At 44.6% G+C, this 26,238-nt stretch carries 21 protein-coding genes; 8 read left to right on the forward strand and 13 right to left on the reverse strand.

The features are described from left to right. Entirely contained in the window at positions 1 to 2,574 is a 2,574-nt protein-coding gene (gene luxQ, locus M1D72_RS03410; RefSeq protein WP_456295578.1) for a quorum-sensing autoinducer 2 sensor kinase/phosphatase LuxQ, read from the forward strand. A 68-nt stretch (positions 2,575 to 2,642) separates the two neighbouring features. On the opposite strand, the gene glpD is transcribed toward luxQ, so the two are convergent. The 5 genes from glpD to yccS form a co-directional block, all read right to left on the reverse strand. Continuing rightward, a complete protein-coding gene (glpD, locus tag M1D72_RS03415) occupies positions 2,643 to 4,196 on the reverse strand; it encodes a glycerol-3-phosphate dehydrogenase (RefSeq protein ID WP_456295579.1) in 1,554 nt (517 codons plus the stop codon). Between the two features lie 175 nt (positions 4,197 to 4,371). Further along, positions 4,372 to 5,607 (reverse strand): hydroxymethylglutaryl-CoA reductase, encoded by a 1,236-nt coding sequence (locus tag M1D72_RS03420; protein ID WP_456295580.1) that lies wholly within the window; start codon positions 5,605 to 5,607, stop codon positions 4,372 to 4,374. A gap of 141 nt (positions 5,608 to 5,748) precedes the next feature. Beyond that, on the reverse strand, positions 5,749 to 6,051 hold the full coding sequence (locus M1D72_RS03425; RefSeq protein WP_456295581.1) for a hypothetical protein: 303 nt from the start codon (positions 6,049 to 6,051) through the stop codon (positions 5,749 to 5,751). Positions 6,052 to 6,146: 95 nt separating this feature from the next. Continuing rightward, positions 6,147 to 6,371 (reverse strand): hypothetical protein, encoded by a 225-nt coding sequence (locus M1D72_RS03430; protein WP_390195282.1) that lies wholly within the window; start codon positions 6,369 to 6,371, stop codon positions 6,147 to 6,149. A gap of 102 nt (positions 6,372 to 6,473) precedes the next feature. Next, positions 6,474 to 8,669 (reverse strand): YccS family putative transporter, encoded by a 2,196-nt coding sequence (gene yccS / locus M1D72_RS03435; RefSeq protein ID WP_456295582.1) that lies wholly within the window; start codon positions 8,667 to 8,669, stop codon positions 6,474 to 6,476. A gap of 192 nt (positions 8,670 to 8,861) precedes the next feature. Between yccS and helD the strand changes: the two genes are divergently transcribed. Continuing rightward, entirely contained in the window at positions 8,862 to 10,937 is a 2,076-nt protein-coding gene (gene helD, locus M1D72_RS03440) for a DNA helicase IV (protein WP_456295583.1), read from the forward strand. A gap of 59 nt (positions 10,938 to 10,996) precedes the next feature. Here the strand turns inward: helD and M1D72_RS03445 are convergent, their stop codons facing one another. Continuing rightward, complete coding sequence (locus tag M1D72_RS03445; RefSeq protein ID WP_390195289.1) at positions 10,997 to 11,452, reverse strand: methylglyoxal synthase; 456 nt, start codon at positions 11,450 to 11,452, stop codon at positions 10,997 to 10,999. A 399-nt stretch (positions 11,453 to 11,851) separates the two neighbouring features. Here M1D72_RS03445 and M1D72_RS03450 point away from each other — a divergent pair, with 399 nt between their 5' ends. Beyond that, complete coding sequence (locus tag M1D72_RS03450; RefSeq protein ID WP_456295584.1) at positions 11,852 to 12,352, forward strand: GNAT family N-acetyltransferase; 501 nt, start codon at positions 11,852 to 11,854, stop codon at positions 12,350 to 12,352. 49 nt (positions 12,353 to 12,401) lie between these two features. Here M1D72_RS03450 and glgC read toward each other — a convergent pair whose 3' ends face one another. From glgC to fruB, 5 genes are all read right to left on the reverse strand, one after another. Next, on the reverse strand, positions 12,402 to 13,619 hold the full coding sequence (gene glgC, locus M1D72_RS03455; protein ID WP_456295585.1) for a glucose-1-phosphate adenylyltransferase: 1,218 nt from the start codon (positions 13,617 to 13,619) through the stop codon (positions 12,402 to 12,404). Positions 13,620 to 13,745: 126 nt separating this feature from the next. After that, on the reverse strand, positions 13,746 to 15,650 hold the full coding sequence (locus M1D72_RS03460) for a sensor domain-containing diguanylate cyclase (protein ID WP_456295586.1): 1,905 nt from the start codon (positions 15,648 to 15,650) through the stop codon (positions 13,746 to 13,748). 186 nt (positions 15,651 to 15,836) lie between these two features. Next, on the reverse strand, positions 15,837 to 17,579 hold the full coding sequence (gene fruA / locus M1D72_RS03465; RefSeq protein WP_456295587.1) for a PTS fructose transporter subunit IIBC: 1,743 nt from the start codon (positions 17,577 to 17,579) through the stop codon (positions 15,837 to 15,839). A gap of 32 nt (positions 17,580 to 17,611) precedes the next feature. After that, a complete protein-coding gene (gene pfkB / locus M1D72_RS03470; protein WP_456295588.1) occupies positions 17,612 to 18,550 on the reverse strand; it encodes a 1-phosphofructokinase in 939 nt (312 codons plus the stop codon). Between the two features lie 10 nt (positions 18,551 to 18,560). Then, positions 18,561 to 19,709, reverse strand: coding sequence for a fused PTS fructose transporter subunit IIA/HPr protein (gene fruB, locus M1D72_RS03475; RefSeq protein ID WP_456295589.1), 1,149 nt, complete (start codon positions 19,707 to 19,709; stop codon positions 18,561 to 18,563). A gap of 275 nt (positions 19,710 to 19,984) precedes the next feature. On the opposite strand from fruB, the gene cra reads away from it, so the two are divergent. Then, positions 19,985 to 20,962 (forward strand): catabolite repressor/activator, encoded by a 978-nt coding sequence (cra, locus tag M1D72_RS03480; RefSeq protein ID WP_390195303.1) that lies wholly within the window; start codon positions 19,985 to 19,987, stop codon positions 20,960 to 20,962. Between the two features lie 30 nt (positions 20,963 to 20,992). On the opposite strand, the gene M1D72_RS03485 is transcribed toward cra, so the two are convergent. Together M1D72_RS03485 and M1D72_RS03490 are read right to left on the reverse strand one after the other, a co-directional pair. After that, positions 20,993 to 21,514: a hypothetical protein gene (locus M1D72_RS03485; RefSeq protein WP_390195542.1), complete on the reverse strand. Its 522-nt coding sequence runs from the start codon at positions 21,512 to 21,514 to the stop codon at positions 20,993 to 20,995. 90 nt (positions 21,515 to 21,604) lie between these two features. Continuing rightward, positions 21,605 to 21,982: a YgiW/YdeI family stress tolerance OB fold protein gene (locus M1D72_RS03490; RefSeq protein WP_456295590.1), complete on the reverse strand. Its 378-nt coding sequence runs from the start codon at positions 21,980 to 21,982 to the stop codon at positions 21,605 to 21,607. A 172-nt stretch (positions 21,983 to 22,154) separates the two neighbouring features. On the opposite strand from M1D72_RS03490, the gene M1D72_RS03495 reads away from it, so the two are divergent. Genes M1D72_RS03495 through modC form a run of 4 tightly spaced genes read left to right on the forward strand, consistent with a single transcriptional unit; the run spans position 22,155 to position 26,198 of the window. Next, the gene (locus M1D72_RS03495; protein WP_390195307.1) at positions 22,155 to 23,636 is read left to right on the forward strand and encodes a cobyric acid synthase; all 1,482 of its coding nucleotides are present in this window, start codon (positions 22,155 to 22,157) and stop codon (positions 23,634 to 23,636) included. Next, positions 23,633 to 24,373: a molybdate ABC transporter substrate-binding protein gene (gene modA / locus M1D72_RS03500; RefSeq protein WP_456295591.1), complete on the forward strand. Its 741-nt coding sequence runs from the start codon at positions 23,633 to 23,635 to the stop codon at positions 24,371 to 24,373. The genes M1D72_RS03495 and modA overlap by 4 nt, the downstream gene beginning before the upstream one ends. A 17-nt stretch (positions 24,374 to 24,390) precedes the next feature. Then, the gene (modB, locus tag M1D72_RS03505; protein ID WP_456295596.1) at positions 24,391 to 25,080 is read left to right on the forward strand and encodes a molybdate ABC transporter permease subunit; all 690 of its coding nucleotides are present in this window, start codon (positions 24,391 to 24,393) and stop codon (positions 25,078 to 25,080) included. Further along, positions 25,077 to 26,198 carry a molybdenum ABC transporter ATP-binding protein ModC gene (modC, locus tag M1D72_RS03510; protein ID WP_456294535.1) on the forward strand — a complete coding sequence of 374 codons (1,122 nt, stop codon included), beginning with the start codon at positions 25,077 to 25,079 and terminating at the stop codon, positions 26,196 to 26,198. The genes modB and modC overlap by 4 nt, the downstream gene beginning before the upstream one ends. Positions 26,199 to 26,238 lie beyond the last annotated feature (40 nt).

Here is a 26,238-nt window from a genome sequence, read left to right on the forward strand (position 1 = left end):
ATGACAAAGACTCAAAAATATAGTCGGCGACGTCTGGCGTCGCTTATTACTCGTTCTATATTTATCACCATCAGTGTGCTGACGGTGATCGTCTTACTTCAAAATTATCAGGTTAATCAGCAGGTTGTTGCTCAAGAAGCGGCCCGTTCTAAACTTCAAACCTCCAGTCTTGTTCAGCAAATTTTTAATTACCGTCTTCAATCTCTTGAAATTCAGCAGGATAGCTACAGTCGAAACTTGTCGCTAACCAGTGCGTTGATGTCTTTAAATGCTTCTGATATCGATGCTTTTTTTAATGGCGTTGATCAAGTCAGCCCGGCCGTCACTCCCGATTTCCGTTTCATTATTGACGACGAAGAGCTGCTGTGGGAAGACGCTAATGCCCAATTTTATGGTATTGAACCACAGGCATTACTTGAAATCGGTCATAACATGTCGATGGGAACCAATTGGCATGTGGAGGAGGTTTCATCCATGATGGGGCCACGCTATTTACTACTGAGAAGAACTCCGGTGATTGATTTAGACAGCGGCGAAGTCTTGGGGTACATCCATATCGGTTTGGTTCTCAATAGTAACTTTTCTTTGGTAAGTTCGCTGCTCAAAGGCGCCAATGTCGACCACATCTTGTTGGCCGCCAAATCGAATATTATCGCCGCGACGACAAAAACCGATGACTTTCGTCATTTGAAATGGCTGGATGAATATGCCTCAGTGCTCAAAAATCACGAGTACATGGTCTCTCGTACTGATTTGACGATTAACGGCAATCCAACCTTCCTTTCGGTTTACACCATTCAAAATAATGCTCATATCGTGACGATGATGCGTAGCCATTATATGTGGGTGATTATTGCTTTGGTGTGTATTTTATTGATTGCACTGTTTAGTCGCCATTGGCTAGGTCAGCGCGTCTCGAAAGAATTATTACGTTTAACCAAATACACTACCGTGGCTGCAGAAAAGCAGAAAGACAGTGAATTTTGTGGCTCTTCGATTGAGGAATTTCATCAGATCGGAGAATCGTTCCAAACTGCCTTTCAGCGTCTTAAGGAGCAAGAAAAGCTGTTTGTCGATCTCTTTAACTATTCGCTATCGCCCATTACGTTGTGGGACAACAAAGGCAAATTAATTGAGATGAATCCTGCTGCTGAGCGCAGTTTTAAAACAGGAAATCTTGATGACAACGGCTTCAGTATCTTAGTTGAAAAGCTCATTCCACAAATCCATATGTGCGCGCACGGTGCGACAATTACTGGCGTAACGATTCCTATTGGTGAAACGACCTATCGATGGAATTTATCTCCCATCATTATTGATAACGAAATTCGCAACATCATCGCTCAAGGACAAGATGTTACGAGCTTTATTGAAGCGCAGCGTCAGAGTGCATTAGCCCGCGAAGAAGCTGAAGAGTCAGCCCGTGTTCGTGCTGACTTCCTGGCGAAAATGAGTCACGAATTGAGAACACCGCTTAATGGCATTCTAGGCATATCACAATTACTCCGTGACAAAATGGTGGATCCAAATACCAAAGAGCACATCGACATTCTCTGCCACAGCGGCGAACATCTTCTCGCCGTACTGAATGATATTCTTGATTTCTCGAAGATTGAACAGGGTAAATTTCAAATTCAATGCGCCGACTTCAACTTAACTGAACTCGTGACAACGGTTGATAAAATCTATCGCCCATTGTGTGATGAGAAATCGGTGGCGCTTGATGTCGTGAGCAAATTAGATGACCCGTTTATTGTGTTTAGTGACCTAGTCCGTATTAATCAAATTTTGTTTAATTTAGTCAGTAACGCGGTGAAATTCACCAGTAAAGGTCAAGTTAGAGTCGTTATAGAATGTATTGAAGAACCAGATGGAAACGATGCTACCTTGCATATTGCGGTAAAGGATAGCGGGATTGGTATCGACTACAGCCGGCAGGAAACGATTTTTGAGCCATTTGTTCAAGCTGAATCAACGACTACGCGAGAATATGGCGGGAGTGGGCTAGGGCTTGCCATCGTGAAAAGCTTGGTCGACTTAATGAATGGTCACATCTCGTTGCAGAGTCGTCCCGGCCATGGTGCGACCTTTGACGTGCTTATCCCTGTTGAAGTCAAACCGGATAAGCAGACATCAAACAGTTACAATTTGGTATCAGACCCTGCGTTGATGTTTGATGATGAGTTACAAGTGCTATTGGTCGAAGATAATCACACCAATGCGTTTATTGCTAAGGCGTTTTGCGAAAAGTATGGCATGAAAGTGCATTGGGTCCAGGATGGCTATAATGCCATTGATTTTCTCAAGCGAGATACCCACATCGACTTGATTTTGATGGATAACCAACTGCCACAGCTTGGTGGTATTGAAACCACTAAAATCATTCGCGAAGATCTCGGTTTATCGGTGCCGATCTATGCATGCACGGCTGATGGGATGCAAGATACAAAAAGAGCCTTTCTCGCCGTTGGGGCCGATTATGTGTTGGTCAAACCGATTAAAGAAGTTGCTTTGAATCAGGCGTTTGTCCATTACAAACACACGTTTTTATCCTCTGAAAATCGAGCCCATTAGTGGGGATATTCATTGAATACTAAAAAGGAGCCTTTAGGCTCCTTTTTAGTATTCAATGGTTTTTTCTATCAAGCATACTGCTGCATCGATTCGACGTTATGATTATCACGACTTTCAATATAGCGTTGCAGCTCAGCTTCAACTTGTTCATCGTTGATCAGTAAATGTAATTTACTGCGGCGATAAAGGATGTCTTTGGCGTTCAATGCAAATTCATGATCGATTAAATAATCAACTTCAACTTGGTAAAGGTCATCTGCGAATTTGTGCCCCAACTCGCTTTGGTTGCTAACGTGCTCTAGCAGCTTGTTGATATTGCTTCCGTAGTTGTGCATCCAGCGTTTAATCAGGGAGACATCTAAGGAAGGAAAGCGCGCTCTATAAGTTGCGAGTAAGCGTTGCGGATCGTAATTTTCACCACCGGGCAATACAGAGTTTGCTGTCCAAGCTGGTTTCATGTTGGTAAAGAATGGGCTGAGCTGTTTCATGGCCGATTCGGCCAATTTACGATACGTTGTAAGCTTACCGCCAAACACGGAAAGCAGGGGAGCTTCATCCAGCTCTGACTGTAAAGACAACGTATAGTCACGAGTAATTGCTTGCGGTGAATCTGACTCATCATCACACAGTGGGCGCACACCACTAAAGCTTGAGACGACATCATCTACAGTCAACTGTTTCATAAAGTGGCTATTAATCACATCCAACAAATATTGAGTTTCTTGACTGTCGATAGTGACCATTCTTGGATCACCATGGTATTCCAAATCTGTTGTGCCAATCATGGTGAATTTATCTAAATAAGGAATCGCAAAGACAATGCGTTTATCTTCGTTTTGCAGAATATAAGCCTGTGGCTCATCATGAATCTTGTTAACGATAATATGTGAACCTTTAATCAGACGAATACCATAAGGTGACGTGGTTTGAATAGAATCTTGAATGAATGATTTTACCCAAGGGCCTGTCGCGTTCACCAGCGCTCGACTACGACGAGTGTGCTGTGTTTGAGTGCGATGGTCAAAAAGGGTCACCTGCCAATGGTCACCGACACGCGTTGCTGATTCAACCGTACAGTAGTTTGCGATCTCTGCGCCTTGCTGCTTTGCTTGCATAATATTGAGCATGACAAGGCGAGCGTCATCGACCCAGCAATCAGAATATTCGAATCCTATTTTGAGATCAGGTTTGGTGACTGAGCCTGCGGCTAACTTAACCTTTTTGCTTGCCGGAAGTGAAGTACGCTTACCAAGATGGTCATATAAGAACATACCGATACGAATCATCCAAGCGGGGCGCAAGTATGGCTGATGAGGGAGACGAAAACGCATTGGGAAAGCAATGTGTGGGGCTTTAGCCAGTAAAGTCTCGCGCTCGGCAAGCGCTTCACTGACCAAACGAAATTCATAATGCTCAAGATAACGCAGCCCACCATGAATGAGTTTAGAGCTTGCTGATGACGTTGCACTCGCGAAATCTTGCGCCTCGTACAGGCCAACGCTAAGCCCGCGACCAGCCGCATCGGTCGCGATACCAGCACCGTTAATACCACCGCCGACCACAATGAGGTCGAGCAACGTGTCGTCTTCATGATGCAAAGGGGATGTTTTTGAATTGGTCATTTTTGTTCCTTTATGCTCGTTCGCGCTATTTATATGCTCACTGTAACTAAAATATAGCCAATAATGTTATAAATTTGTTCGTTAAATTTGAGATTGATCATCAAATGTTTTCGTTAGATACAAAAAAGCTCACGATTACAACGTGAGCTTTACGGTTTTTTGTGAGTAATTAAGATTAGCGGCGAGCGAGTTTGCGATGAGCCTTAGAAAAATGACCTGCGCAAAACGCGCCGACGATAGATAATTCGCCAGCAAGACACAACGAAGCCGCTACTTCAGCGAGCGCTTTCGCTTTTCCGCTACCCGCTAGCCCCAAAATATCTAAACACGCTTTTTGACTAGGAAGTTCGGTTCCACCGCCAACGGTACCCACCATTAAGTTCGGTAAGGTTACGCAGGCATAAAGTTGACCTTTGGCTGTTTTTTCGATTCGTGTGATGCCGATTGCTGATTCCGCGACACAGGCAGCATCTTGACCGCAGGCAATGTAAAGCGCACTCAGCGCATTGGCATAGTGCGCATTTACGCCAATACCACCGCTCATTAGCGCTCCCGTCGTCGTCATTTGACCAAATTCAACCATTTCATCCACCGAGGTATGCAAATAACGGCTAATAAAATCTGCGGGTAGGGTGATGTCTGCGACTACCTTTTTACCGCGTACGCTACGCATAGTATGACTATTGGCTTTTTTATCTCCAGATAAGTTGCCATCAAGATACGCCGAACAAATAACGATTGGACTGTGGCTGACAATATATTCAAAGATAGCGTTGGTGGCGAAGGTGACCATATTTTGACCGCTGGCATCGCCGGTCAAGTATTCAAATACGAGATAGGTACGATTGCCTTCGATGTGAACATTGATATCTTTTAGTTGACCATGTTGTGTGGTGCTATGAGCAAGCTGTTTAAAATGCTCATATTGGGTGACAGCCCAGGCAACAAATTGACCAGCCTGAGAAACGTTTTCAAAGCTAAATACGGGAGTGCGAGTAACCCCTTCATTGATCAACATCGCATTTGTACCGCCAGCGGCTGTTATTATTTTTGAGCCGCGAGCATAGGACGCAACTAACGCAGCCTCTGTAGTAGCTAAAGGCACTCGGAAATCACCTTGAGCATGTGTTCCATTGATACGTAGCGGGCCTGCAATACCCACCGGGACTTTTACCGTCCCAATAAAATGTTCGATATTTCGTTTATACAGCCCGTGTGTTTGCTCAGTTTGTGTGTCAAGCAGTATCCGCTTATCCACGCTACTGCTGAGCGCTTGCCAGCGTTTTTCAATCATGGCTAAGTTTGTGGTGGCGCTGGGTGGAAAATCTTCATGGTCAGGCGCGTAACGGGGTGTATGTTGAGCATCCCAAATCGGATATTCAGCAGTGTGAGACAGATTTAATTTAGGCATAGAAAATGGTTTATAAACAGCATCGAGGGATAATAACGGCTAAGGGGGAAATCGCAATGCCATTTACTTCAAGCTTGGGATATTTTACGAAGTAATAATGAATCAGCCAGGAAAGAGTTGGACATTAATACAGAGTGTCAATCAGATGTGAATATCTAATAAGCTACCGAGCATTTCTTGATCTCGCTGCATGACATTTGTACCGACACGACTATATTGGGATGCCTGACTGAGTTCGATGAGGGGATCAGTATATGAACTTGTCATCGACGGTTTTTTGTCTTGAGCTGCGTCCTGCTCCGGCGCTGTAACGGTGAGCGATTCGCTGTCTTTAGATGAGGGGGAAGTCGAAGCGATTTGTTGAATATCACGCGCAGCACTTTCAGCCATTTTGTTAGACTGCTCAAGAATTGAATAACCGGCGGGGATAGATGATATCGACATAGAAACACTCCTAATTGATTAGAGTGTACTTTGTGGTGAAAAAATAATCAATAAAATCTAGCCAACGGTTTCACTCATCCATTATCAGTGAACCGTTAAGCAAACAGCGTTCTGATTAAATCGAGTTCTTCTGATGATAACAACTCATCACACTCTGGTTTAAGTTGATGATTAATTTCACCTTTTAAAGACTCTAGCTGAGATGGCGAAAGATATTTGAGTTGGGATTTAAGCTTCTCAAGCATTTGAGAACCATTGATCAAAGCAGGATCCACATTTTTGGTGTGGTAATCTGCACTAATTGAATATGCCTGACCCATATTGTGTACCTTACAATGAATGACTTAACTCAGTGTAAGGTTTGTCTTATTTACAATTGTCTGGGCAATGTCAATCACTGTAAGGCTTTGGTAATGTTAATTTTAAGACTCATACTTTCGTTTTTTAGCCTTTTCTTCTTCAGATTGTTCGACGCGTGCAGCGAGTTTACTGGCCAAAGAGTGCAGCTCCGGTAACATACGATAAATGAGATAGAGTTGCTGAAGTACCATCCGTGCTGAGCTGTCGTCGTCATCGCGCCATTCGGCCAACCGACTTTCCAAACCAGGGTCGTCAATCTCGCTCGTATCGCAATCGGGACTGTGCTGCTCTAATTGTTGACCCAAGATGTCTAAATGGTGATGGATAACTCGATGAGTATCTAATACTAATTGATGGGTTTGCTTATCATCAATGCGAGTTCTATGCGCACCAATCGCGGATATATAGCTTAGCAGAGCGTGGTTAAGTGAAAGAAAACGATAACTTTCCTCAACCGCTGAACGGTATCGCCCCGGTTCTGCCAACATACTGCTGATTGCTGTCGTTAAGTTAGCATCAGAATTATGGACATGACGACGAGCAATACGATAGCTCAAGCTGTCTTTTTTACCGATACGGTATTGGCCAATAACGTGAGCTAGGTAATCTTTATTGGTCAGTATAGAGTCGGCCATGACTTTATGTAGCCGCTTTGATTGCCAATCAGGTAAAATATAGACCACCGCAGCAACTGCCAGTGCGCAGCCAATTAAGGTATCCGTTAAACGGGGCAACACGACCGCGAATCCTTCGCCTAACTGGTTGAAACAAAATAGAACAAAGACCGTAATAAACCCTGTGGCGTAGCCATAGTTGTTTAACCGAGTTGTAAAGAATAAAACCCCAGAAATAACAATTAAAACCAATTGACTTTCTTGGGAAGGAAAGAGCGTCAGCAGTGGTACACCAATCAGCAAGCCCGCCAAGGTGCCAATAATACGTGCGACCAACTTTTGCCGCGTAGCGCTATAGTTCGGCTGGCAAACGAACAGGGTAGTTAGTAATATCCAATAGCCGCGTTCTAATCCAAAGCCTTGAATGATTCCATACCCTACAACTAATGCCGAGGATAACCTTACAGCATGACGATAGAGTAACGATTGCTTATTGAGATTAGCTCGGATTCGCCCCCACATCACTTTGAGTGTATGTGCTTCTGTATCGTCAAGTTGACCTTCTTCAAGTTGATTTACATCCGGATTGTTGACGTTACTCAATTGACGCTCAACGGTACTTAAATTGTTAAACAGATAACCGAGCTGAGCCAACAACTGACGCCATTCAGGTTTATGTTGCTGCTGAAGGTGGCTTAAAGCGTTGTGTACTTCTTCGAGAGCGAGCGCACTGACATCACTGTGTTCGTAAGCATTCCCTAAACGAATTGATGCGGCAATATCACGACAAGCTTGCGCTTGAGAGCTCATTAAGTGTTTGAAGCGGAATAGAATATCAGAGCGCTCAAAGTGATTGGCTAACTCTTGATAACGGTAATGTGTCGAGCTTGCTCGCTCATGGATATCTTGAGCCAGAAAATATATGGATAGAAACCGGTCACTGGTGCTATCAACGTGGCCCCGTTTAGAGCGATTGAGAAAGGTCATTTTACACAAATTAAGCGCAGTGACGGTCGCAGCATTGAGTGCAGCTTCTTTTAAACGCAGAGGCTGAGGCGTCAAGTTAGTTACCGGGTGAAATAGCTCACTTTTTACTTCCAGATAATCGCCCAACGCAGAATAGACGTTAGCTAAGCTTTGTTGCACTGGCTGGAGTGGAGAAATTAGGTACCAGATCATCGAGATTAAATAGTACCACCCAGCGCCAATCAATAGCATCGTTGGCTGGACCCACAAATCTGTGCTCTGATGAGCCCCAAGCATGGTATATATTGCGATCAGAAGCGAGCCAAAAGCGATACTTGCATAGCGTGGGCCGATGGCGCCAAGCATAATAAACCCGAAAGTCGAAACGGCCAATCCCAGCGCAAATAGCAGCGGATGATCAAAAAGAATTTCGATAGAAAATGTGGCGATAGCGAAACAAAGTAGCGTTAAGGTGATGCTTTTTAGCCGACCTGTGAAGCTGTCATCGCTTTCAGCCAAAGCCGCCGCGATCACGCCCAGCAGCAACGGGATGATCAGTGAATTAAGCTGGAAGTACCAAGCAGGAATGGCAATACCCGCTAAAGTAATCAGTATCAGAATACTGTAGTTGACGGCTCGGTTTGACCAGTAAAGACGAATTTGTTTGGATATTTGCACGCGTCGCTAGCTTCTTGAAGTGATAAATGGGCAATCAATGATATTACTTGAGTTGTATAGTAACGTTCTGATCCAGATAAAGAAACAATACTGTAAGTGGAATGAATTTTCAGTCAATGATTGACATAAATTTTTCATATTATTTTTTTGTTAGGCTATGATGGCCATAATTGCAAACAAAGGCTAGTAACAATGCAGCTAAGTGCCAATAAGACTGCAAAGTTTTTCATTCAAAATGAGTACCATCAGGTCAAGCTTGATCATGATGTACTGGTTATTGCTTCCGACCGCTATGAAGAACGTATTCCATTTAATGTCTGGAATGGGAAAATTAAGGTAAAACGCGGTTTAATATGGACGGGATTACAGTTTTTTGCCAATACGGAATCCAATAACACTCAGCGTGCTTGGATGGCACAAGGTTTTAATTGGGAAGAGAGTCAACGCTTCGCACAGTATGCGTTGGAACGTTATGAGCATTGGCATACACGCCAATGCGAACAACTCAATAAATATTTACCTGAGTGGGAGCAAGAGCTTTACCGTTTGCGTCGCCTGCCGTTTTTTCTATCGCACTCACAGGTAGAGAAATGGCTTAAGCTGCTATACCGTGACTTTGAACTGATGAATATGTCACTCGAAGAAGCTTGCAATCGTATTCCTGAACGTATTACGCCAATGTTGCCTTGGATAGAGCATACAGACCAAACACTGAAAGCCCGCAATGACGAGTGGATAGAGCGTGAGCGCAGCAACTGGGAAGTGTTGTTTTCCCAGCTCGAGTCTTCGCCACTTAATCTTTCTCAGCAACAAGCGGTGTTACTTAACGACGATAACAACCTTGTACTCGCGGGCGCAGGTTCTGGAAAAACCAGCGTGCTGATGGCGCGCGTCGCTTATCTGTTACAAAGTCACCTCGCTCAGTCGAACCAAATTTTAATGCTTGCCTTTGGTCGAGATGCTGCGTCTGAAATGAGTGATCGTCTTCAACAGCGTATCGGTATGAGTGCGGAAGGGGTTACCGTCAATACGTTCCACCAGCTTGGTTTGAGTATTTTAAAACATGTGGATGGACCAGAAGTCACAATTTCACCGCTCGCGCTTGATGATAATCAGCGGCATGCTTGGTGTATTGATTGGCTTAAAAAGCATTGGATGACCCCAACGAACTTCAAACGTTGGCAAAAGCATTTGGCGAAATGGCCGATTGCGTACCTTGCTGGCGATGATGAGCTCGGCAGCCAAGTCGAAAATCCAAAACTAATTGCCTGGCTTGACACCCAACTAATGCAACTCGCGGCGATGGGGCTAGGAAAAAAAGATCTTCAGGAGAAATTGGTTAATCATGACCAATACACGCGCTTAAATAGTGAGCTTTCTTTGGTTTGGCCATGTTATCAGGCATGGCAGCAAATGCTAAAAGAAACGGGTCATATCGACTTTAATGTGATGATTACTCGTGCCACCCAGTACGTTAAGCGTGGTAAGTTCATTCCGCCATGGACATTTATCATGATCGACGAGTATCAAGATATTTCTCCTCAGCGTCTGGCTTTGGTTGAAGCCTTATGTGAACGAAACAAAAAGCAACAGACGCCTTGTGTATTATTCGCCGTCGGTGATGATTGGCAGTCTATCTACCAATTTGCAGGTTCGGACGTGGACCTGACAACGGGTTTTGCACGCCGATTCCCCAATTCAACCATTCATTACTTGGATACAACGTATCGGTTCAACGACCAGCTTGGCGCAGTCGCCAACCGGTTTATTCAGTGCAACCCGCATCAGTTACCTAAAGAACTCAAGAGTCATAAACAGCAGAAACAGCGATCGGTATGCTTAACGCCGACAAATAGCATCGAAAAAGTATTGGACCAACTCAACCGTAAAGCGAAAGACGATAAGAGCGTATTACTTCTTGGCAGAAATCACTACCATAAGCCGGATCTACTTTCTGATTGGAAAAAACAGTTTGCTAAGCTGAGCATTGAGTTTATGACCTGTCACGCGAGTAAAGGCAAAGAAGCCGATTACGTGTTTGTGTTATCCGTTGATGAAGGGCAATTTCCATCTAAAGTCAAAAACGTACATATGGACGGCGCCTTAACTCAAGGAAATGACGACTACGAATTCGCTGAGGAACGTCGATTATTTTATGTGGCATTAACTCGAGCTAAACAACGTGCTTGGGTAACGTATAATGGGTCTGGTTCAGTGTTTGTGAAAGAACTGCTTGAGGAAAATTATCCGGTGAGCAAACAAAGATAAGAAAGCCCGCTTTATGCGGGCTTTCTTATCTTTATCGATACACATACACACTGTGACGTTTAGATGCGCTCAGATAGATACGATTGATAATCGGGGATCTCAATATCCACTTCTTGTTCTATGAGGTCAGAAGCAAATAGGAACTTAGCGGTCGCTCGGTTAGTGGCGACGGGAATATTCCACACACTGGCGATTCGCAGTAACGCTTTAACATCTGGGTCGTGAGGCACGGCATTCAATGGATCCCAGAAGAAAATCAGCACGTCTATTTTTCCCTCAGAGATCAGTGAGCCAATTTGTTGATCGCCGCCCATAGGGCCGCTAATCATACTTTTAATCGCTAAGCCCGTTTCTTTGCTCAGCATATGCCCTGTCGTTCCTGTAGCATACAGAAAGTGACGTTGTAGCTTTTCAATGTTTTCATTTACCCAACGCAGCAGCTCGGATTTACAGTGGTCGTGAGCAACAAGCGCAATGTGCTTATGAGCCGGCATTGTCCGCTTCGTCTTTTTCATTATTTTTCCCTAGAAAGTCGACATCAATAATGACGACTATTTTGACATTAAACGTATTGTTTCGCATACGCATTTCATCGAGTTTGTGATAATGAATTTAGATTATTTTCAAAATAATCACTAAACCAAACACAATGGTTTTTATCCATCGTTATTAAGAATCTGCTTATCTATCGGTTTGTTTTATATACAAAACATCATGCATTATGTGATTTTACTACACATACGGGTAATTAAATTGAGCTGATGTATTGACCTTTATCCAATAAATAGAGTTAATCGTTCTTAATATTGAGTAATTACTCATATGAGAACTTACTGATATAACGTGTTTTTTTTACAATTCAGACTTAGATAAGAGTGATAAGTATGGTCTATATCGAATCTCAACGTCTGAGAATGTCCCCCATTAGAATGGACCATTGGTCGCTATTTCGACGCTTGCATCAAGACGAAGCGGTTATTCGTTATATCTCTGACAAACCAAACCTTGTCGAAATTAGAGCTCGATTCGATGAACGGTTAGTGGAATGGCATTGGGGAGACGGGCATTGGTTATGTCTTGTTATCAGCCACAAATTGACCGGGGAGTGGCTAGGTATATGTGGACTGCAATTAAATGATGATCAAACCAGCGTCCAAATAGGCTATTTACTACTGGAAGAATTTCAGAATCAAGGGTTGGGGACCGAAGCTTTGATGGCGTTAGTCAGTTATATCGAACACTATTTGCCGGTTATGGAAGTCAGAGCAGTCGTGACTGATGGTAATGAAGCGTCATGTGCGATTTTAGACAAAGCGCAATTTGACCTTGAAGATGTCGAGCCTTTATCCCTTGAAATAGGTGGTGAGTGGCACGATGAACTGGTCTATGTCTATCGTGTTCGCCGTCGGCACTAATATAAAAAGGCCTCAGTATTGAACTAAGGCCTTTTTAAGTTTTGTTGGCTTAATCGAACTTGTAGCTTTCAGGAACGACAACGATGCCTTTCTCTGAGACATGAAACCGTTTTGCGTCTTCGTTTCGATTGATACCGATTTGGGTGTGGGGCGGAATTTTTACATGTTTATCGATGATGCAATTCACTAACTGACATCCGTTACCGACTTCTACATCATCAAACAAAATACTGTCGACGATGGTTGCGCTGTCATTGATACGTACATTTGACGAAATCACAGAATGCTGAACGGAGCCACCAGAGTTGACCACACCGTTGGAGATGATCGAATTAATAAAAATTCCCTCGTTTCCGGTTGCCGAGGAGACTGTGCGGGCAGGGGGATTTTGAGAGGCGTAAGTCCGTATTTTCCAATCTGCTTGATAAAGGTTCATTGGTGGCACGGGTTCAAGTAGGTCCATATTGGCTTCGTAAAATGCATCGATGGTGCCCACATCCCGCCAATAGCTGTCTTTGGCAACCCGTCCTCTATCACTGGCAAATTCGTAGGCAAAACTCTTTCCATTTGGCAGTAGCTTGGGAATGATGTCCTTACCAAAATCATGTTTTGAATTCTCTACTTTGGCATCGCGGCGTAGTTCAGAGGTTAAAACGTCCATATTAAAGATATAAACACCCATAGAGACCAAGCTACGTTCTGGGTTGTTTGGCATTGACGGTGGGTCAACGGGTTTTTCAACAAACGATGAAATGCGACCTTCGCTATCGGCTGCCATAACGCCAAACTCTGTCGCTTCTTCGCGAGCGACATCCATACAGGCGACAGTCATTTCAGCGCCTGTTTCTTTATGCGCCTCCAACATGGCGGCATAGTCCATGCGGTATATGTGGTCACCTGAAAGGACAATCACGTACTTCGCTGAGCTGCGCTCTAAAAGCCACAAATTATGGAAAATGGCATCAGCGGTGCCTTCGTACCATTTACCCCCTTTGCGCATTTGTGGCGGAACCACCGTAATGTATTCCCCCAACTCTGGGTTGAATATAGACCAGCCATCACGCAAGTGCTTTTGAAGCGAATGGGATTTGTACTGCGTTAAGACTAAGATCTGCCTGAGGCCTGAGTGAAGACAATTAGTAAGGGTAAAATCGATTATACGGTATTTACCGCCAAAGGGGACTGCGGGTTTCGCTCGGTCATCCGTTAGCGGGCTCAATCTTGAGCCGACGCCGCCGGCGAGTAAGACGGTCAATGTATCTTGCATAGTATTCTCCCTGAAACGATGCATGGTTTGCTGGGCGGAAAGCAAAATATGGGTGTTACCGATACAACTTTATTCTAGTAGCCCCATTGGTTTTCTAACCAATCAACAGCGGGGGATTTAAACAACTTAAGCACTCAATATTTGGCTCTGTTCCGTGACCAAGTGAGTGTCATTTTCTATAGATGTCACTTTATTTCTTCCATTCTGCTTTGAATGATATAACGCCTGGTCGGCTCGTTTATAAGAATGAGCTGACGACACACAGAGTTGCGTGACACCAACGCTGACTGTTGTCTCTCTGACATAGTTGTCTTGAATCACGCGACGAATTCGATCAACCACGCGACAAGCGGTCTCTAGATCGGTATAAGGCATCATTAACGCGAACTCTTCTCCACCAATTCTAGCTGCGAAATCGGCTTTACGACTGTGTTTGGATAACATTTGTGCAATGTAAAGAAGCGTTTTATCACCCTCATCGTGACCAAACTCATCGTTTACATTTTTAAAATTGTCGACATCGAATAATGCAAGGCACGTTGTTTCTTTTTCCGGGTAACGTTTGACTCTTTGGCAATGGTCATCAAGCTGAGTATCAAATTTCCGTCGATTCCATAGGTTACAAAGAGTGTCCTTTTCACTAAGATCTCTAAGCCGGAGTTCCAGCTCTTTACGTTCTGAGATATCAACAAACGAAGATACGTAGAATTGCACGGTATCGTTGGAGTCTTTAACTGACTGAATTCGCATAATTTGAGTGAGTAGCGAGCCATCTTTTTTGACATTAACGACTTCGCCTTGCCAAAGCCCACGCCTTTTGAGTGTTTTCCAGATTTGAATATACAATTCTTGGGGGTATTTACTGGCAGCAAACATATAGGGGCGTCGTCCTTTCACTTCCTGCAATGAAAACCCACTGAGTTTGGTGAATTCATCATTGATAGACACGATGCGATTGGCTCGATCTGTGATGATTACGGCGGAAATACCATTCATCGTGGCACGCGCGATACGGCTATCTAAACTGTTTTTCTCATGATGCGCATGCCAGACAACAAAGCCTAAGGACATCATAAAGATCAATGTATAGATGCCTGTCGCCTGAATTTTTAAATCGGAGACTTCTGATTTGATCAGTGGTGCTAAATCGTTAGCGCCAACACTCTCATATAAATACAGCGTAATGTCTGGTGAAAATTGGTCTAATTTTACTTGATGGAACATGGTCCAAAAACCATGCTCATACACCATACCCATTGCTTTTTGTTGCATCGCCTGCCAAAGCAGGGGAGAGCGAGTGGATAATGAGTTGAGATCTGCGTTGAGTTCCGTTGTATTCAGTTGGTGTATGAATAAATTCAAGCCATCGTCTGCCACCACATGAGGACGAGTTGCTCCTTGCTGAGCAAACATGGCACTTTCCAATAAATGGCTAAATTGCAAGTTGACTAATACGTAGCCTTTGCGCTCGAGCATAAAATCGATCGGTGTAATGACTTGGAGTAGAGGGCCGCGATTGTTGGTTGTTGGCGAATCGTCAGCTTTTAAAGCGTGAAGGCTGCTGTCTCCCGGCTTAATCTGCTGCGCCTTTTGGAAAAAAGTCGTGTGGCTTTGATTTTCGAGTTGTGTTTGTGCAACCACGATACTGTAGCCATTGTGATTATTGATACCGACCAATTCATTACCATGCTCGTCTAACAAACGAATGTTGGTGTATAAGGATTGGTTGCGAATGGCCAATAACCAAACATCCTCGACCATCTTAAGGGTGTTACTTGAGGGAGTTTGAAGAGCATTATGCACAAAGCCGTTGTGCGCTAGTCGATTAAATGTCTGAGAAAACGCTTCGTAATTGCCCGTTAATGCTCGCTGGCTAAATGCAATTTGACTTTGAGTTTGTTGTTTAACGTTTTGTTCGACCTGTTCACTAACTCGTGACTCTGCTTTGAGAAAATATAAAGAAGGTAGCAGCGCCAGCACTAAGAATACGAGCGTAAATTCAGTGATAAAAGTATACTCTTTTTTCGACATTCTGCGTCTTGTTATAATCCCTTAGTAGTATTTCTACATTATCTTTTTTTTACGTAGGTCGTCCTGTAAAACTTGGTGTAACAGCGCAAATTATTGAATGTAAATATATGCAACTAGTTCTATGGCATAAAAAAGCCCTCCGAAATGGAGGGCCCAAATGCCAAATTGAGGGTGAGGCATAAATAATTAAGCGGTAGCCGCTTGCTTATCGCTAACTGCACGCTGTTTTAAAAATGCGTAAGTAAAGCCGGTGACCGCTGTACCTGCAGCAATAGCAATGATGTACATGAATACCGGTGTAATCGCATTAGGAATAAGCAATACGAACAAACCACCATGAGGAGCCATGAGTTTGGCACCAAACAGCATTGAAAGTGCACCTGTTAACGCACCACCAACCATACAAGACGGAATGACACGAACCGGATCTTTCGCGGCAAATGGAATTGCACCTTCCGAAATAAAGCATAAACCAAGTACGAAAGAGGCTTTGCCCGCTTCACGTTCATTCGCTTCAAATTTGCTTTTCGCAAGGAAGGTTGCGAGCCCCATACCTAACGCAGGAACCATACCTGCAGCCATAATCGCAGCCATTGGCGCGTAGGTTTGTGATGCGAGTAGACCAACACCGAACGTGTAAGCGGCTTTGTTTACTGGACCACCAAGGTCGAAACACATCATCGCACCAAGGATAACACCAAGTAGAACTGCGTTGGCCGACCCCATATTTTCAAGGAATGTGGTTAGTGCGTTCATGATCGCGGACACAGGGCCACCCACGACATAAATCATCACTAGACCCGTGATCAAACTTGCCAAAAACGGAATGATCAAAATCGGCTTCAAGGCTTCCATTGATTGCGGAAGTTGGATTTTATCGGACAACAGTTTTGCTGAATAACCGGCAAGGAAACCGGCGACAATACCACCCAAGAACCCCGCACCTGTTGAGCTTGCGAGCATACCGCCAATCAAACCAGGAGCAAGACCAGGACGGTCTGCGATTGAAAATGCAATAAAACCTGCGAGCACGGGAATCATCAACGCAAATGCTGAACCACCACCAATGGTCATTAGTGCTTCCGCAAGTGTGCCTTGTTCTTTGAACGCTTCAATACCGAATACGAAGGATAGGGCGATGATCAAGCCACCAGCAACCACAACGGGTAACATATGAGATACCCCGGTCATTAGGTGTTTATACACGCCTTTCTTCTCTTCTGTTCCTGATGAGTCAGATGTATTTTGCGATGCGCTGTGATGGTACGTTTTCGCGTTATCAAACGCTTTTTCGAACTCTTGCTCTGTTTTCTTTAACGCCAAACCTGTACTGGTACGGTACATGGGTTTGCCATCAAAACGGTCGAGTGGCACTTCGATGTCCGCTGCAATAATCACCAGATCAGCATCGGCAATTTCTTGGGCGGTTAGTTGGTTTTTTGCACCAACTGAACCACGAGTTTCAACTTTAATTTGGTGGCCAAGGCGACCGCCGACTTCTTCCAACGCTTCTGCTGCCATGAACGTGTGGGCGACACCTGTCGGGCAAGCAGTAATCGCAACAATTTTTTTCGCACCAGAAGGGGCTACGCTGGTAGTGGCCGGTGCTGATGCCGATTCAAGCACTGTTGCACCTGTAACGGCATTCTCTAGGTAGGCCTTTGGATCTTGGGTACACGCATTGATATCAGAGCGATATACTTTCTTGCCAATAAAACGAGTATCGTCGACGTCGCTGTTTGCTGCGATAATCACAACATCAGCTTGATCAATTTGCTGTTGTGTTAATTGACTTCCGTCAAGCACACTGGATTGGCACTCAATATGAGCAGTCCAGTTTAAAGCGGCAGCGGCTTTTTCGAGTAGGCCAGCAGCGATGATGCTGTTTGCAACACCGCTTGGGCAGGCTGTAACAATTGCAATATTCATAGTATTAACCTTTGTCTTTATTGGCTTTCTTGTTAAGGAAGTTGTTCCACTGTGGTTTGTTTTTGTAGGGTTCGCACTTCGTTAATGTCATTAATACCGACTCCGACTTGCGTAACAGCGAGCGCAGATAAAGCGGTAGCAAATGACAATAATTCGGGTTTCGGGAGCTGCTGCATGTGCCCCCAACATAGACCGGCAACCAAAGTGTCTCCGGCGCCAACGGTACTCACTACCTCCATGCGGGGAGGTTGGGCTCGATACCATTGGTCTTGATTAAGCCACATAACGCCATCAGCTCCCATGGATACAACGATATTATCGATGCCTTTGTCGGCGAGTGTCTGAGCGGCGGATTGGCACTCTTCTGGCGTGGTGAGTTTCTTACCCACAAAATCAGAGAGCTCTTCATCATTGGGCTTAATTAACCAAGGCTTCGCGTCAATGCCTGCGGCTAGAGCTTGGCGACTGCTGTCGAAAAGCACTTTTTTACCTTGCTTATGTAGATGCTCTATCCACTGGGCACATAGCTCAGGTGAAACGCCTCGAGGAAGACTGCCGGCAAAGACAAAAAATTCATGTTGCTGGCACAGCTCATCCAATTTCGCTTCAAATGCTTGGATTGAAGATTGATCGATATGAATACCTGGGAAATTAATGTCGCTGACGTCACCCGACGCCTCCACCAATTTCACATTGATTCGTGTTGAGCCTTGAACACGAATAAACTGATCATTGGCGCCCATATCGCTAAACAGTTGACTAAACATCTCTTGGTTATCTGCGCCAAGAAATCCCGTTACTGTCACCTCTGCTCCAAGCTCAGAGAGCACTTTAGCAACGTTGACGCCTTTACCCGCGGCATGCAGTGAGCTGTGGTTCACTAAGCTAATTGAGCCAACATTTAACGTGTCGACACTGCCGGTGAGATCCAATGCCGGGTTTAGCGTAATCGTTACGACTTTATTGGTCATCTTCGGCTCCTTAAGCTTCACCTAGGCCAGACTCGATAGCCGCGCCAATAGCAGCGAGAGCTTGCTCTGCGTCCGCACCTTCCGCGGTGAACTGCAATTGATGTCCATGCTTAACGCCAAGCGCAATCACTTTCATTAAGCTTTTTGCATTAACCGTTTTTCCGTCACCATCAAGGTTTGACACTTTAATTGTGCTATCAAATTTTTTCGCTTCTGCAACCAGCATCGCTCCAGGGCGGGCATGTAAACCGTGGGCATTTTTAATTTTAAATACTGCAGTATTGCTATCACTTTGCTCGGCGTTATCTGAATGGGTCGTCGCGATTTCTTCGCCAGTAAATTGAGCAATCAGGTTTTCTACCGAAGCGTTAAGCAGCTTGGCTTGCTGGCCATCAAAAATAATTTGGTTCAATATCGCCAGCGTCTTTTGGTGCGCATTGTTACACGCAGCAAACGCGACTAAACCTTTCACAGGTAGGTTTTCGTATTCACAGTGGTTTGCTGTGGTAACGAACGACATTGCTGTACGTTTCACAGACTTATTTGAGCTAACAACCCAGAGGCCATTGCCAACATGGGTGGGCTGTTTTGTGACAAGGTCACCGACGTATTCCGCTTCACAACAGCCGGTATTTTTTAATAGGCCTCCGGCAACGGCGGCCATTTGCACCATATCGCTGGCTGGAAAGTCTAGTTGAATCAATGAAGCATCAAAATCACATTCGAACTGAACATCGCCGTTGAGTAGGGCAATAATATCTTCGGCATTGGTTGCTTGCTTTAGCTTGTCTTCAACACCATCAGCAGACAGCACTTTGGTCAGTTGCTTCAAAATGCCCAAGTGCTCGTCTGATTTTGCTGCGATACCAATGGCTAAGTAAGCAATATTTCCATCGCCCCAATTAACGCCTTCTGGGAAATGCTGTACAGTCACACCGGTCTCATTGACTTGGTCACGAGTGTCGGTAGTGCCGTGTGGAATCGCAATACCGCTTCCGAGAAACGTTGAGTTTTGTTGTTCACGGTTAAGCATGCCTTCCACATAACCCTCTTTAACTAAACCCTTATTCGCGAGTTGTGAAGCTAAAGAGCGAATCGCATCTTGCTTGGATTGATACGATTGGTTGAGTGTGATGTCTTGCGTAGTTAACTGGAGCATAAGTGCCTCTTCATGTGCTAACGATGATGCCATCGATAATTTTATTATTTGATGCTAGCTGAATCGTTTCAGCTAAAGTTTAAAAAATTCAGCAAAAGGAAAATTACTCATCCTATTGCTGTAAGTTTAGAGCAAATATCTCAATCTGCTTTATAAGTCTCATTTTGCTGAACCCTTTCAGCTTTCAATGCTGAAACGTTTCAGCTTATAATGCAAACAAATCAATGATCAAAGTTAGGGATATTTGATCGACAGCACATATTGATGGTGGAGATATGACACTAGATGAAATTGCACGTTTAGCCGGCGTGTCTAAGACTACAGCGAGTTATGTGATCAACGGCAAATCACAGAAATACCGCATCAGCGAGAAGACTCAGCTAAAAGTGATGGCTGTGGTTGAGGAGTACAACTATCGCCCTGATTTAGCGGCGAGTTCTTTACGTGCAGGTAGCAGTCGTTCATTTGGTTTGATCATTCCCGACTTGGAAAACACCAGTTATGCACGTTTGGCAAAGCTCCTCGAACAGCACTCTCGGACTGCGGGTTATCAAATTCTTATCGGATGTTCAGATGACAATCCGGACACGGAAAAAAGTGTGGTTGATGCGCTACTAAGCCGACGAATCGACGCATTGTTTGTCGCAAGTTGTATTTTAGATGCGAATAGCTTTTATCTATCACTGCAGCAACAAGGTACGCCAGTTATCGCTATAGACCGCCCGCTAGATGACGAACACTTTTCATGCATTATCAGCGAAGATTTTAGTGGCGCGTACGAATTAACACAGTCATTAACGACTAAAGATGTCGTCAGCTATGGGTTGATTGGTGCGCTCCCTGAGCTTAACGTGTCACGTGAGCGCCAGCTTGGTTTTGAATCAGCAGTTAAGGAAGCCAAAGGCAGCTTACAGGTTGACTATGGCCATCACTTTCATCGTGAAGAAGGGCGCCGAATATTCAAAAGCTGGGTAGACGGAAAAGTACTGCCTCAAGCAATTGTCACCACGTCGTATACCTTACTTGAAGGTGTGCTGGATGTGTTGATTCAATACCCTGAGTTAACCAATAAGATTCGGCTCGGTACATTTGGTGATAACCGGTTGCTCGATTTTCTCCCGATCAAAATTAACTCACTTCCACAACAGTTTGAGATTATTGCCGAAAGTGCCTTAGAGCATGCGCTGAATGCGGCCGCGAAACGGTATCAATCGGGGATTGAGTTAATACCAAGGAAATTAGTGGTGAGATAAAAGCCTCGATAGAGGCTTTCAGTGAAAAGATTAAAACTGGAAACGTACCGACATAACAATTTGCGGGCCGAGCGTACCATCATTACGCGCTTGCGCCGCAATGGTTAATTGATCCGTTGAGTGGAATCGAGCCCCCGCACGGAACACTGAGTTATCATCATTCGTCCCAGCCAACACTTCCGCCTCGATTTGATTGGTTAACCACAGTCGAACGCCGATATTCATCTCTTTTTTGGTTTCATCGTCTTTATTGTCTTCTTCATCGGAATAGCGGATACCATGAAAGATAAATTGGCCGAACACATCTGCAAAATCGGTGACCGGGCCATTAAAGCCGATACCAGCCGCAAGATCATAATAACCATTAAAGCCACTATCGACTCGAGCCAAAAGGTGTGAGTTATCGGTTAAATAGGTACTCAACTCAAGTCCTGTGGTCTCGGGACTGACAGCAGTTCTTACTTCGAAATAGTTGTAATTAAAATTGTTCGCATAGGCACTGGGTAGAAAACTGAACGCGAGAAGACCTGCAACGAGTGTTCTTTTCAAAATCGACTCCGATAACAACGGGTTTAAATAATAAAAAAGGCTTGCAAATAGCAAGCCATATATTAACTTTCGTTGCGCGGTTTTGCGAAGTTTTTATATGATTTGTATGTGGTCGACCTCAATTTCAGGCTGATGTTCGTTTTCATATTCACCAAATAATCGAACCTTGGTCTTATTATCGATAGGTTGCTCTAAATGAATGTCGTCATCCAGTTCTACTTCAATTTGATCTTTTCCGTCAGAAAAGACAAAACGTTCATCGCTAATCCGTCTGACCAAAATGCCTTCCACAATCACATCTCGCTCTATATGATTCGGGGCTTCACTGACTAAATCAGATAAGCGTTCAACTTGCATATCTCCGTTATATTGGATGCCACGGTTAACTTGCTGTTGCTTGTCATCAGCTAAAGCGAGTGCAGGAAGTAACGTCATTGATACAGTAACTACGCCAACAAATAGTTTTTTCATCGCTTGTCTCTCTCTTGTTTTGCTTAATAACTTTCTCCTGATTTGCGAGTGTTATTAAACCAACTTGGGCTTGAACCTTTGATGAGCCTACTATTCATATCCTGTTCATTTTATTGAGGATAGCGATAAAGAAGGAGTATGATAGCGTATCAACTATTGATTCGAGAATTTTATGACGCTTCAGCCGACCCATTTGATGGTGCAAGGGACGACATCCGACGCAGGCAAAAGCGCTTTGGTGGCAGGGTTGTGCCGAGTGCTTCAAAGACAAGGCGTTAACGTCGCGCCTTTTAAACCACAAAATATGGCTTTAAATAGCGCTGTCACGGAAGATGGTGGAGAAATAGGGCGTGCTCAGGCTGTTCAGGCTCAGGCTTGTGGAATAAAGCCGACGATACACATGAATCCAGTATTGCTTAAACCGAATTCGGATACTGGGGCCCAAGTGATTGTACAAGGTAAAGCGGTCGCTAATATGGGGGCTTGGGGATATCACGGCTATAAACAGGTGGTGCTCCCTTCCGTGCTTGAATCCTTTAATCAACTCAGCCGTGACTATACGTGTGTGATGATAGAAGGCGCGGGGAGCCCAGCTGAAATTAACCTGCGAGATAACGACATCGCAAACATGGGGTTTGCCGAGGCAGCAGATGTCCCAGTGATTATTGTCGCTGATATCGACCGTGGCGGCGTTTTTGCCCATCTTTATGGGACGTTGGCGTTGTTGTCCGAATCAGAACAAAAGCGGGTGCGGGGCTTTGTGATAAACCGTTTTCGCGGCGATGTCACCATTTTACAACCTGGATTAGATTGGTTAGAACAAAAAACGGGCAAACCCGTGCTTGGGGTATTGCCCTACTTGCATGGTTTCCAGCTTGAAGCAGAAGATGCGATCACGTCAGAACAGACGCTGCAAGGGGAAAGCAAATTAAACGTTGTCGTCCCTGTATTGACGCGTATCAGTAATCACACCGACTTTGATGTGTTTCGCCATAACCCAGACATCAATTTTCGATATGTACGTAAAGGCGAGCGTATTGATCATGCTGATGTCGTCATCTTACCTGGCACTAAATCTGTTCGCGCTGACTTAGCGTTTCTCCGTGAGCAAGGTTGGGATCAGGATATTTTCCGTCACCTACGTTATGGTGGGAAGGTTATTGGTATCTGTGGCGGGTATCAAATACTCGGAAGCGTTATTTCCGATCCTGATGGGGTGGAAGGAAGTGCTGGAAGCTCACAAGGCCTTGGCCTGCTCAATCTCGAAACGGTTTTGACTCAAGAGAAGGCGTTAACCAATGTTGATGGGCGACTTACTTTAAACCAGCAAACGGTTGATGTAAGTGGCTATGAAATTCATGTCGGTCAAACCTGCATCAATGAGACAAACATGCCTCCGATTGAGTTACAAAATGGACGATTGGATGGTGCGATTGATAGCAATAATCAGGTCTTTGGGACTTATTTACATGGTTTGTTTGATAACAGCGACGCTTTTCATTTGATTTGTCAATGGCTTGGGCATTGTGATATTAGTAATCAATCCCATCACGAGATTCAAGAACGCGCCATTAATCAAATTGCCGATGCGATTGAAGAATTCCTCGATCTGAGTCTTATTTGGCCCACTCAACCACAAATGGATTTACCATGATCAAACACAGCCTTGTTATTGCTATCGCAATGAGTTCTATGTCAGCGTTCGCCGCTGATCTCAACGTATACGCTGCTTCTTCAATGACAAATGCGGTTGGCGAACTGGCAGAGCAATTTGAAGCTCAGTATCCAGATACCCATATCGTACCGGTTTACGCCAGTTCGTCTTCCCTCGCTCGTCAAATTGAAAATGGCGCACCTGCTGATATTTACATTTCAGCAAATGAAAAGTGGGTCAAATACCTAGAAGATAAAACGATCATCGAACCTGACCATGTTGGATTACTGGCCACCAATAAATTGGTACTCATTTCCCCAAAGGGTGAAGAGAAAGCGTTTGATTTCGAGGATGCTAATGCCTGGGTTTCGGCTTTAGAGGGAACGCGTTTGGCTATTGGTAACACTCAAGCGGTTCCCGCCGGCATTTATGGTAAAGAAACATTGGAAGCGCTGAACGTTTGGGCTGAAGTCCAAAAGCACACTGCACCAACCAATAATGTGCGCATCGCGCTTGCGTTGGTAGAACGCGGTGAGTCAAAGCTCGGCATTGTCTACAAAACCGATGCGATGCAATCGAAAAATGTTGGCGTCGTGACTGAGTTTGATGACCAATTACATACTCCAATTCGTTATCCAATGGCGACGTTAAATGATAAAGATGCCTCGAACGCCTTTAAAGAATTTTTAAATACCCCAAAAGCGCGCGAAGTACTCGCCAGCTACGGATTTAACTGAGTTTTAACGTGGATTTAATTACTGATTACGAATACCAAGCCGTTATTATCAGCCTTAAAGTTGCGTTGTTCGCACTTGTATGGCTGCTTCCCTTGGGGTTGATATTAGCGTGGATATTGGCCAGAACTCAGTTTGTTGGCAAGAGTTTGTTGGACAGTATTATTCATCTACCGCTTGTTATGCCTCCGGTTGTCATCGGCTATTTATTACTGGTGACAATGGGCAGGCAGGGCATTATAGGCAAATGGCTGTATGAACAGTTTGGTTTAGTTTTCAGTTTTAGCTGGAAAGGGGCAGTGATCGCATGTGTTGTTGTCTCTTTACCTTTGATGGTACGTTCCATTCGTTTGAGCCTAGAAAATGTGGACGTAAAACTAGAGCAGGCCGCTCAAACACTTGGTGCATCAAATGTGAAGGTGTTTTTTACCATCACATTACCATTGACGATCCCCGGTTTGATTACCGGGGCGATGTTATCATTCGCTCGTTCTCTGGGTGAGTTTGGTGCCACCATTACTTTTGTCTCGAATATTCCTGGAGAAACACAAACCATCCCTTTGGCGATGTACAGCTTCATCGAAACGCCAGGCGCAGAGGCGCAGGCTGCGCGGTTGTGCGTGATTTCCATTGTTATCGCTCTAGGGTCTTTGATGACCTCTGAGTGGATTTCACGCCGCATGATCAGCAGGTTAGGAGTGACCCGATGAATCAACTTGCTGTCTGCTTTACGAAGCAATTAGGTGATACTTACATCGATGTTGACCTAACGATACCTGGCCGAGGTGTCACTGCGATTTTTGGACGCTCGGGCGCAGGAAAGACGTCTATCATCAATGTATTAGCCGGGCTTGTACGCCCAGACTCTGGTCACATTGTATTTAAAGAGCGTACACTGTTTAGTCGTCAAGAACGGGTCAACTTGCCCGTTAATCAGCGTAAAATAGGCTATGTATTTCAAGAGGCGCGACTGTTTCCTCATTACAGTGTCAAAGGAAACTTACTCTACGGAGTAAGACAAAAAGACGAAGAGTATTTTAAGCAAGTGATATCCTTGCTTGCGATAGAGCCTTTACTTTCACGGTACCCACATCAACTCTCGGGAGGTGAGAAACAGCGCGTTGCTATTGGGCGAGCGTTGTTGAGTAAACCTGATATTCTGCTGATGGACGAACCGTTGGCGTCATTAGATTTACCTCGCAAACGTGAAGTGCTTCCGTTTTTAGAGCAACTCGCTGAACGGGTCGAATTACCAATCATCTACGTATCACATAGTCTTGATGAGGTTCTACGCTTAGCCTCGCACCTTGTTGTTATTGATAATGGCAAGGTCGCTGTCAATGGACGCTTGGAAGACGTATGGGCGTCTGCTGCGATGAGGCCTTGGCAATCTTACTCAGAACAGAGTTCATTGTTTGACGGCACCTTGGTTGAGCAATGGGAAAAATACGCACTGAGTAAAGTGATGATCAGCGACGGTGTGTCACTGTGGATTCAGCATATAAATATGCCGCTGCAATCATCTGTTCGAGTACAAATTCGTGCTAATGATGTGTCATTAACCAAATCGGAGCCCAACCAAACGTCCATTCGAAATGTGATCCCTGCAACGGTACTAGAGATTGAGGCGATGGAATCCGCTGAAGATAACCAGAGCGTCGCGGTTAAGGTTGAATTAGCGCCTAAGAGTTATTTATGGGCGAGGTTAACGAAATGGGCTGTTGATGATCTCGTCCTTAATAAGGGCGATCTTGTCTTTGCTCAGATCAAAGGTGTGAGCATCTCGCAACAAGATATTAGTCTGCTCCATGAAAAAAGCCGCCCATGATGCGGCTTTTGATCGTCGTTATATTGACTATGACGGAATG

The organism is Vibrio sp. AK197 (assembly GCF_053903115.1).